The 9,213-nt window shown below is 45.0% G+C and carries 9 protein-coding genes and 3 pseudogenes; 3 read left to right on the forward strand and 9 right to left on the reverse strand.

The features are described 5' to 3' along the window. Positions 1 to 581: 581 nt before the first annotated feature. The 5 genes from Xenpb_RS18535 to Xenpb_RS20165 form a co-directional block, all read right to left on the reverse strand. Positions 582 to 1,013, reverse strand: a complete 432-nt coding sequence (locus Xenpb_RS18535) for a hypothetical protein (protein WP_187655631.1) — start codon at positions 1,011 to 1,013, stop codon at positions 582 to 584. 21 nt (positions 1,014 to 1,034) lie between these two features. After that, positions 1,035 to 1,985 carry a hypothetical protein gene (locus tag Xenpb_RS18540; protein WP_187655632.1) on the reverse strand — a complete coding sequence of 317 codons (951 nt, stop codon included), beginning with the start codon at positions 1,983 to 1,985 and terminating at the stop codon, positions 1,035 to 1,037. A 308-nt stretch (positions 1,986 to 2,293) separates the two neighbouring features. Continuing rightward, a complete protein-coding gene (locus tag Xenpb_RS18545; RefSeq protein WP_187655637.1) occupies positions 2,294 to 2,683 on the reverse strand; it encodes a LecA/PA-IL family lectin in 390 nt (129 codons plus the stop codon). 506 nt (positions 2,684 to 3,189) lie between these two features. Then, a complete protein-coding gene (locus Xenpb_RS18550) occupies positions 3,190 to 3,660 on the reverse strand; it encodes a hypothetical protein (RefSeq protein ID WP_187655633.1) in 471 nt (156 codons plus the stop codon). Positions 3,661 to 3,850: 190 nt separating this feature from the next. Further along, on the reverse strand, positions 3,851 to 5,020 hold the full coding sequence (locus Xenpb_RS20165) for a hypothetical protein (RefSeq protein ID WP_255523197.1): 1,170 nt from the start codon (positions 5,018 to 5,020) through the stop codon (positions 3,851 to 3,853). Between the two features lie 50 nt (positions 5,021 to 5,070). Here Xenpb_RS20165 and Xenpb_RS20170 point away from each other — a divergent pair. Continuing rightward, a pseudogene (locus tag Xenpb_RS20170) lies at positions 5,071 to 5,208 on the forward strand (DNA adenine methylase); the annotation flags it as partial. 80 nt (positions 5,209 to 5,288) lie between these two features. Next, positions 5,289 to 5,975, forward strand: a complete 687-nt coding sequence (locus Xenpb_RS18560; RefSeq protein WP_255523198.1) for a toprim domain-containing protein — start codon at positions 5,289 to 5,291, stop codon at positions 5,973 to 5,975. Here the strand turns inward: Xenpb_RS18560 and Xenpb_RS18565 are convergent. The 3 genes from Xenpb_RS18565 to Xenpb_RS18575 are packed head-to-tail and all read right to left on the reverse strand — an operon-like array spanning position 5,908 to position 7,729. Then, positions 5,908 to 6,420 carry a phage major tail tube protein gene (locus Xenpb_RS18565; RefSeq protein ID WP_187655634.1) on the reverse strand — a complete coding sequence of 171 codons (513 nt, stop codon included), beginning with the start codon at positions 6,418 to 6,420 and terminating at the stop codon, positions 5,908 to 5,910. The two genes, Xenpb_RS18560 and Xenpb_RS18565, sit on opposite strands and share 68 nt — an antisense overlap. 12 nt (positions 6,421 to 6,432) lie before the next feature. Beyond that, complete coding sequence (locus tag Xenpb_RS18570; protein WP_187655635.1) at positions 6,433 to 7,608, reverse strand: phage tail sheath subtilisin-like domain-containing protein; 1,176 nt, start codon at positions 7,606 to 7,608, stop codon at positions 6,433 to 6,435. Further along, complete coding sequence (locus Xenpb_RS18575) at positions 7,541 to 7,729, reverse strand: hypothetical protein (RefSeq protein ID WP_187655636.1); 189 nt, start codon at positions 7,727 to 7,729, stop codon at positions 7,541 to 7,543. The genes Xenpb_RS18570 and Xenpb_RS18575 overlap by 68 nt, the downstream gene beginning before the upstream one ends. 40 nt (positions 7,730 to 7,769) lie before the next feature. Between Xenpb_RS18575 and Xenpb_RS18580 the strand changes: the two are divergent. Continuing rightward, a pseudogene (locus tag Xenpb_RS18580) lies at positions 7,770 to 8,653 on the forward strand (phage late control D family protein). A 64-nt stretch (positions 8,654 to 8,717) separates the two neighbouring features. Here the strand turns inward: Xenpb_RS18580 and Xenpb_RS18585 are convergent. Continuing rightward, positions 8,718 to 9,213, reverse strand: a pseudogene (locus Xenpb_RS18585) (hypothetical protein); the annotation flags it as partial.

Raw genomic sequence — 9,213 nt, forward strand, 5'->3', positions numbered from 1 at the left:
TTACATCTCTGTGTTTTTACTCGGCCGTCGTCATACTGGAATTCTTATCACTGCCGACGAAATTCGTCGTCAGTCATAGCACATATTTTTGTACCAAGAACACCAAATTCATTTTCATGAATAACTATAGTTTTATTTCTCTTTATATATAAATTAAACAAGCGGTGTTGTCTCAGTTGTCTCGGTTGTCTCAATTTAATTAACTTGTTGTTTTATAATGATTAATATCTAAAAATTGAGACAACTTAGCCTATTTTATGTTGTCTCAATTTCATCTTCCATCACATAAATAAACTCTATTTGTTTGATAAATAAGGGTTTAATCTTAATTTTGTGTTGTCTCAGTGAATTGCTTTAGCGTGTGCATTACCCGAACTCTTCCAGAACAAGCGGATAAAAGAAATCGTCGAGGGTGAAAAAGTTTACTATCAGGACAGTTAACCCTGTGACATCCCCGCAGGCACCCGCTTAGATGTCCGTGTCCAGATGCCGGAAGATTCGGTGTGGAATGTGAGGCAGAAAGCGGCAGAGGTGGGTGAGTAATCAGTTGATATAAAAGCCCTCGCTGGAGGGCTTGAGATTTACATGTGAGGGAAAATCCAGCTCAATCTTCTCCATGAGAAGAGAAAAGTTACAATTGAAATAAGGAGGAAAAAAAATCCAACTAAAACAAATAAAAAGTCCCATGAGATACCAGTGTTACTATTAGGAAGAAACATGGATATCAACGTAAACAAGCAAGCAGTTATCAAAGTAATTCCTGTGCTTAGCAGGCCATCAATTAACTCACTAAAGCAGTTGTTTTTTTTAAGTGCATCTACGATGCCATTTTGATGAGATGAACTACCCAGCACAGATATTGAGGCCAAAACAAAACCAAATAAAATTCCTGAGATAGTTGATATAACCCCTGCAACAGACACGAGAGTTGTATGATCCATTGTTTTAAGTAATGTGACACCTAAACATGTAAGGATGGTGACAATAATGGTCTTAATGATAAACACTCTCATTGTCCCTCCGGGATTTTGATCTTAACCTGATATGTCATACTGAGCTAAGTAATCAGAATTTTCAACTTTAGCTTGAATCATAGCTATTTTAACATCAGTGTCATTTGGATATCCATCACCTTGTAATTTAACTGATTTTGTATGTATAAGAACTTGATCTAATAAACTTGTTTTACGCTTATTACCTTTTTTTATTACATTTGCTTTTTCTATTTCAACACCACCGTTTTTCGGTGTAAATAACTCAAGCAGTTCTTTTAGGCTGAGTTTTACATCCTCTGATAACCACTCAAAACTAGAATTTTTAACTGGCGACTGCCCTCTAAGAGTTATATCAAGGTGAGATAAACCCGCACCAGCCAGCATATCTGCTAATTGAGAAGATAGCTGTCCCTGTAGGTTATAGTTTGCTCTATTGAAGTCTCGTGGGGCTGCTATGGTTAATTCACAACTACGTAAGATAGTTCCTGTTTCAAGAAGCTCTTTTATGCTTTGCTGTTTCCATATTGCTGCAAATGTAACCAGAGTTTTACCCTTCATGGTATTAAATAATGCATAAGATAAGTCTGATGCTTTTGGTCCTAAGTGGTTCTGGGATAGCAACAATAAGTCACTCTTTGGATAATATATAAAGTAACTTCTTTCAACTAACTGCCTAGTAGGAGAAAGGGGGATTTTTTCTTCGTTCCATTCATTATCAGCTATATATGCCAAATGAGAACTATTTCTAAACATAGACATAAATCCATAATAGAAATTGTCTTCAATGTCCTTTTCTAAAAAAGTAATCTTTACTTTCTTATCATGACTGTCAATGGCTTTGTAGTTTAAACTTCTAGATACACACTCATCATATAATTTTTTAAAGGCAGATATAGTTAGTGATTCTTTATCTTTTTTTGAACCATCACTACTGGTATAAAACCCAATTCTCAATAACTTTGTTCTTTGGGAATCTGCTGCTTTAGACATACCTTGCCTTATAATCAAAAGTGTGGATTACGGCTAAAACAAATTGAGGCCCCGCTATTGAAAGCGATCTACTGTATGACTATACGCCGAATTCATCATCAGCCACCCACCCCAAAATGTATGATCTATTATCCTAATTAACTTCCCCTAATATGTGATCGGAACTTTCCTAATCTGTGAAGTGAAAAGAAAGCTAATTTGTAGGAATGTGATAAAAAATATATTTCAATTTAAAACTGTATTTTATGGTTATTATTGATGAAGTTGGCATAATAAACCCGCAGGAAGTCGCGGGTTGAGTAATTTCGCTATCTATCTATTTCTTCAAGGTCATCTAAAATATCTGGAGATTCCACTAAGATATCAACCAAAAATTCACCTGAATTGTTACCATATTGACCCAGAGCATCGTCAAATAATAATATTAGTTCCCCATCCACGGGAACCCTTCTACGTAATACACCATTTCCTATTTTGTAAGTTTTGTTGGAGATTTTTACAAGTAAAGATAAAGTGGGTTCTGCAGGTTGGTAAATTGGCATAGTTCCTTCTGGTGCCGCGTATTCATGGTTAGTAGCGCTACCATATTTTACCCACCCCCTAGCAACGACAGATATCACATCACCTGCTTTAAGCAAAAGCCCTGTGGTTTGGCCTTGTTCAAGGTTAGCTGGGACAGATCCAGACCAGTTACTCAACATAATATTACCTCCAAATTATATTTCAGTGGTTTTTATCCATGAAGGCGGTGGGATACTTCTCCGCCAGTGAACATCAATAAAAGGGTTCATCAATACTGGAGAGTATGGCTTGATTACTATTTGATAGGTTGCATGTTTTGTTGGCAGGATGACATAAAATGACAGGTGGGGAATTAATAGAATTTATCAGATGCCTGATAAGACTTAGTATGCTAAATGCGTGATTCACCGTCTTTGTAACCCTTGACTTCCCTAATCTCTGTCTTTGTGACAGAAATAAGCAAAATCAGCAAGTTACAATAAATATTTTATAACCCATTGATTTAATTGAATTCCTGCTCCATGCTGGAAATGAGTAAAATCAAGGAGTTAAAAGGGGATAATTCCCCCATTTATCTAAGTGATTGATTTTACTTATTTCTGGCACAGAACCAGATATTAGGGAAATCACAGGGCTGTGAAGATGGAAGATCCTAATTTTAATGCGGCAAAAAAGCAATCCATCACCAGCTTTCACCATACAACCATTTAAAATCACGTCCATCTGTGGTTTGCTTTACAACCTGTCCGTTTAAAAACACTATACAATGATAATGGTAGTTATCATTACTTTTAACTATTTTAAATTTCTGGCGTAAAACCTTTCCAACATAATCCCTTCCTTTTTTATTATGAACACTAAAAATAGCTCCATTTCTACATGTTGAAGCAATACGTCCTGAATATGCCCTCACAAAAATACTGGGTAAAAAAGTTGATAACTGTGATGCAAAAGAAGTTGACCAAAGATGCTGTAGGGGATCACTGGGCTTTGTTCTTTCCCATTGTCTATATCCTTCAGAACTCGGATTTGCTGAATAGCAAGAAACAAGACGGACATTGTACAAATCTGGAATACTCGTCCACTTATTAATAAGCTCAGCGAGTTGGCTCGGATTATAGCGTTGATCATTTATACGGATAGTTCCGGGCATTCTCACGCTCCCCCCATGGCAGGCTATCGTCAATCGATTTTTTCCTTGTACCTTCCTGTGTGGCTCTTCGAATACATAAGAGTTTGGACATACACTGATTAGTCTCATATTGATACCTCCTCTTCCTCAGGAGTTTCTTTAAGTACTAATGTAAACCCTACTCTCCCTACGCTGCTGTGTAAACCTTATCCTAACTTGAATCCCCCACCTCCTCCTGCCTCACATTCCACACCGAATCTTCCGGCATCTGGACACGGACGTCTAAGCGGGTGCCTGCGGGCAAGTCACACGGCTCATCATCGGTGTAATACGTTTGCTCATCCACGGACTTGAGGCGCCGGTTCTGTAGTCTCGCGGGCATATGGGTATTCTGTCGGTGGGTTACTTTGATGTCGATAGCCCCGTCCGGCAAGACTTTATCCTCCACATACACCAGTTCATTACCGTTGCTGTCGCGGGGCACGCTGAGTCCCCCATGCACACCCCATGCCCCATCAGCGTTATAGCCCAGTACACCTGTGACCTGATAATGACCAATGCCGAGTTTAGAGACCGTGGCACCTTCGGATTCGTCGTTGGTGGTGAATTTGCCATCGGGGTGGATTTGGATGATGGGGGAACCCTGCTTAATAAATCCATTGTTATCACGCCAACAGTTTCCCCCCAATGCCAGCACGTCACCGTTTACGCCTTTTGTAAAACGATAAGTTGAATGGGTATGGAAATCTGTTTGCATGATAATGTAACTGAACTCCCCCTGTGTGCCGAAGTTAGTTTTCAGTCCCGTTCCTGTGTGTTGGGCTAAAAAATTAGTCCATCCCCCACCGTTTACCGTTACAGTGTCAGTAAATTGAACAGCACGATTTTGATATGCAACATTACTCAACCCAACATTCCTCACAAACGCCTGTTTATCAGGAATATCCGCCCCGTTCTGGTTCTTGTCCAGCATCGCCGCCTGCAATGCCCGTATCGATTGCAGTGACACAGTCTGACCATTCGGCAATGTCACCGCCACCGTGCCATTCTGTGACATCCATTTATCCATGTTCTGGAGGAAAATGGTGATATAGCTGTTAATCGCCAAAATATGCCTGACCCCATCGGAGACGGAATCGGGGACCGTGGTCTGAATCTGGTATTTCACGTTATTGAGGGTAACAGGAACTGTATCAGCCAGTACCAGTTCGGTGTCTGAATTCACCGCCTGAATCATATGCAGTAAGTTACCGTTACCGGACTGGATTAAAATAAACTGGGCGGGTGCGACCCCGTTGATATTGTCTTTAAACCGCGTGCCCGTGCCGCGGATCATAGCCGAGCCGGACACAGTGCTAATTGTGCCTTGTGAATAGGACATGATTGGGTTCCTGAAAATTAGAAGTAGTCGTCGAAGTTAATCGCGTAGATACCGTTTCCAATTCGATTGAAGCCAGAGAATTGTATGCCGATCTCGGCTTCACTATCCATGAAATCGACGCGCCGCGCACGATTGCCGCTAACGGAAACCGTCAAAAAGCGCGTGAAATTATTGCCGTACTTCACTGACTGACAGTGTGTCATTTATCTAAAATAAAAAAGCACACAATAGGCGATGACGGGCTTATTGTGTGCTCTAAGGTTATCGCATGAAATCATACCATATTCAGGCTTTATTGCCCCGCCTTATCCATGATTTTCACTTTAAAGAGCAGAACGGCTACTTGCGTCAGGGTGTATGCCCTCACTGCAAGAAAAAAGAGTTATTTACATCCATTGAAATGCCGTTTGTCCTGCGTTGTGGCCGTGAAAATAAATGCGGGGCTGAGGTGATTGTCAAGGAATGCTACCCTGATATTTTTGATGACTGGTCAGCTCACTATCCTAAAACACCGCAAGCCCCTCATGCCGCGGCGGATGCGTATTTACAACATGCCAGAGGGTTGGATATTGAGCCGTTAAAAGGGCTTTATACCGAGGCCAGTTATCATGCCAACGGACTGGGAGCCGCCACGGTTAAATTTCCATTACCGGAAGGCGCTTATTGGGAACGCATTATTGACAGGCCGTCACGGTTTGATCGCAAAGCGAACTTTTTCGGCCCATATAAAGGGCACTGGTGGTCACTGCCACAACAGGATTTAACTCAGGCCAAAGAAATCTGGCTGACGGAAGGTATTTTCGATGCGTTAAGCCTCATTCAGAATGGTATTCCTGCGGTCTCGCTGATGACTTGCCATAGCGTAATAACTCCTGATAATAAATCGATTAATGACCGATATTGGCCCGGTGTTTTTCAAGCAGATCCTGACCGTTTACCCGCCAGACCAGATTGAGCATATCGACTTCATGCAGCTCTTCATTGTTCAGCGTGATCTTGCAGTAGGTATTTTTCAGCGTGTACTTATGCTGGGTATTTTCCCCGGCTTTGGCGTTGCCCCAGTCCACCTCGGTAAAGCGCCCACGGGTCTGAATTTCACAGGCGACCGTTTCCCCGGTGGCATCGTCATAGTACGACCCGGCAAAACGCAATTGCAGGCTGTCAATCCGGCCGCCCCACGTTTTGAGCAGGCTGGCTTCCAGTCCGCCCATGGTGACTTCCATATCCAGCGCACCGCTATCCATGCCCATCAGAACAGCTACGGAACCGGGCATTCCGGCGCCCTGATAATCTTCGGTCTTGAGGGTTAACTTGGGCGTCGTCACTTCCTCAACCTGTCCCAGATACGTCTGACCATCAATAAAGACGTCAAACATAAAGAGTTTTTTCGGCATCCCCATGCGAATTTCCCCTTAACCTAACTGATTGAAAACAGCAAAATATTCATCGGTAAACGTCTGCACCAGTTGCAGGTTTTCCAGCGGGGGGACAGGCGTGTATTTATAGTGGATCGTCGCCGTCCCATCGCGCAGCATTTCTTTCGGGTTGTCGGTCGGATCAAACCAACATTCAAACCCCAGCAAACGCCCCTCAGTGACCAGTTGTGCGCCTTTACGGTTGATACCATCCACCACGTCTTTTACCAGTGACGGCAACAGGGGTTTATCGACATAGGCGAAATGCGCTTCAGCGATCATGTCGGCCAGTATCTGCGCGGTGCGGGTGTACACTTCGAAGAAGTAGATCTGGGCATCACAGGTACGGTTGCCCCAGAACCGGAAGCCATCACGTTTAATCAACGTGGTGACCCCTTTACTGTTCAGGTCGTCCGCGTCAGTATCCGTGCCCTGTAATGTCCAGTAGATATCGGCGGAAATCCCCAGCACACCATTAATCGGCACGTTAGACAGCGACTTATGCCAGCCCTGTTCAGCATCAATGCGGGCACGTAAACCCAGTGCAAATGCGGTTGCCGGTACGGTTTCATTCTGCCCTGACTGGCTGTTATAGGTGATGAAGTCTGGGTAAATCATCATAATTTCACGTTGACTGAAATTTTTGCGGTATGTCTTCACCTCGGCCAGCGTCTTGCAGTTATGGGCGCTGATATAAGCGAATGCCCGCAATTTTTCGGCAAAAATCGCCAGTTGCAGGGCAACAGGTTGTGTGTCCAGTTGGGGGACAGCCAGTAAACGCGGGTGTTCGCCGGTGTTGATTTCTGCGGCCAGCAAGGCATATAAACCAGTGTAGCGTCCCGTTGCACTGAGTCCGCCAATAACCAACTGATCCTGTGTTTTCTTCTCACCATTCCCTTTCTGGTTGGCGGCATCAGCAACGCGGATCACAATCACTTTCGGGCTGCACTGGTCAGAAATGGCTTTCAGTGTGGTGTATAACGTGCCGGTTTTACCGGCCTTGCCGATGACACTGTTGATACGGGTGACCAAGATCGGCATATCCAGCGGGAACGTCTCGGCGTCGGCATCATCTGCCGTACAGATGACCGCAATCACGGCGGTATTAATATCGCGTATCAGCGTGCTGAGTTCGGTGGTTTCCCTGACCGATACGCCATGATGAAATGACATAACCTTGTTGCCTCATCAGATTGTCGATAACGCTATGTTGCGGTCTTTTGACAGGCAAATCACGCGGGGCGGCTTCTCGCGGAGCGCTGACACCGGACAGGCATTGTTCGCGCGCCCGCACGGGGCAATCATGAGATAACTTCGCAACGGACGAGACCCCCATGAACCCGATTGATATTCTGACCAGCACGGATTACGTAAAACAACCGGCTTTTGACCTGCGCATTGGCGGACGGCAAATGACTGCCCTGAATGATCGCCTGCTGTCCCTGTCACTGACCGATAACCGGGGCTTTGAGGCCGACACACTGGAGCTGGCGATCGATGATGCGGACGGCAAAATTGAGTTACCACCGCGTGGGGCAGAAATAGCGGTCAGGCTGGGCTGGCAGGGGGAATCCCTGATTAACAAGGGGTTGTTTGTGGTGGATGAAATCAGCCACAGTGGGCCACCTGACCGACTGGAAATCACCGCCCGCAGCGCAGATTTTCGGGAAGAGTTCAACATCAAACGGGAGTATAGCTGGCATGATGTCACCATTGGCGATGTGGTGATCGTGACAGTGGTGACCGGCATAGCTTCCGGGTGGCTGATCGTGCGGCTTATACCGGAGTTAAAGCCTGCTGGCTGGATCTGAATTTTGGTAAACAACCCGCTACCACCCTGAAACGTAAGCGCCAGCAAAGCAAAGAAAAAAAAGCCCGGTCGAGCCGCCGTGAAGGGGAATATCTGGAAGGAGCAGACGGAAACGTCTACGTGATGCGCCAGACGTTCAAGACCGAGCAGGCCGCGCGGCGCGCGGCGGCGTCAAAGTGGTCGCGTCTGCAACGCGGGGCGGCGGAGTTTGCTATCACCCTGGCACGGGGCAGGGCAGAACTGTATCCCGATCTGACAGCGGCTGTGGTGGGGTTTAAGGCCACCATTGACAGCCACCAATGGACACTATCGCGGGTAGTTCATGTCATCAATGAAAATGGCTTTACCACTCAGCTAGAGCTGGAATTAAAAATTAAGGAGACGGACATGGCAGAAAGCGACCAATAATCATAAACAATGCGGTATAATCGCGGCAGGCACACCCCCAATGATGGCTGTCTCTTGATCACATCTATAGCTCAAGAGACTGTGCAAGCAAGTAACCCTCAAGGATGGTTTGTAATATGAACCATCCTTCCCATAGTCTTTCCCATCCTACTCGACCATTACGTTTTGAATCGTACCAACCCGCAAGCTTTCCGAGGTTAATATAGGCCCAGTAGAGGCTTGGGGCTTTCTTCGGTGGCTTCGATTTATTTTGCTTTGACCACAGTAAGTTCCACGCTAGCGGACTCAGGATCATTTCACAGCTCTGCTTTTCTGCTTCCTCTTTATTGAGCCCCAGGTAACGCAATTGATGAAGCTTTTCGGCACTTTCTTCTATGCAGCGGCTTTGCATAGAGCGGACGACAAAACGCTGATGATTTGAGACCTTGTAGGCCAGATACTCAATAATATCCGCTTCTCGGTCACAGACAGAGATAACTTTCCGCATGTCAGCACCGAGGCGGGTTTCCATTGCGCGTGAAGCCCGTTCCCATTTATAGCTTTCTTTGTCTTTGTAAGCT

The sequence above is a fragment of the Xenorhabdus sp. PB62.4 genome (assembly GCF_014467285.1).
GTDB lineage: Bacteria > Pseudomonadota > Gammaproteobacteria > Enterobacterales > Enterobacteriaceae > Xenorhabdus.

Excerpts from the sequence above, each read along its gene's own strand:
- Xenpb_RS18535 (WP_187655631.1), bottom strand. The coding sequence starts at position 1,013 with ATGAGAGTGTTTATCATTAAGACCATTATTGTCACCATCCTTACATGT.
- Xenpb_RS18540 (WP_187655632.1), bottom strand. The coding sequence starts at position 1,985 with ATGTCTAAAGCAGCAGATTCCCAAAGAACAAAGTTATTGAGAATTGGG.
- Xenpb_RS18550 (WP_187655633.1), bottom strand. The coding sequence starts at position 3,660 with ATGCCCGGAACTATCCGTATAAATGATCAACGCTATAATCCGAGCCAA.
- Xenpb_RS20165 (WP_255523197.1), bottom strand. The coding sequence starts at position 5,020 with ATGTCCTATTCACAAGGCACAATTAGCACTGTGTCCGGCTCGGCTATG.
- Xenpb_RS18560 (WP_255523198.1), top strand. The coding sequence starts at position 5,289 with ATGAAATCATACCATATTCAGGCTTTATTGCCCCGCCTTATCCATGAT.
- Xenpb_RS18565 (WP_187655634.1), bottom strand. The coding sequence starts at position 6,420 with ATGGGGATGCCGAAAAAACTCTTTATGTTTGACGTCTTTATTGATGGT.
- Xenpb_RS18570 (WP_187655635.1), bottom strand. The coding sequence starts at position 7,608 with ATGTCATTTCATCATGGCGTATCGGTCAGGGAAACCACCGAACTCAGC.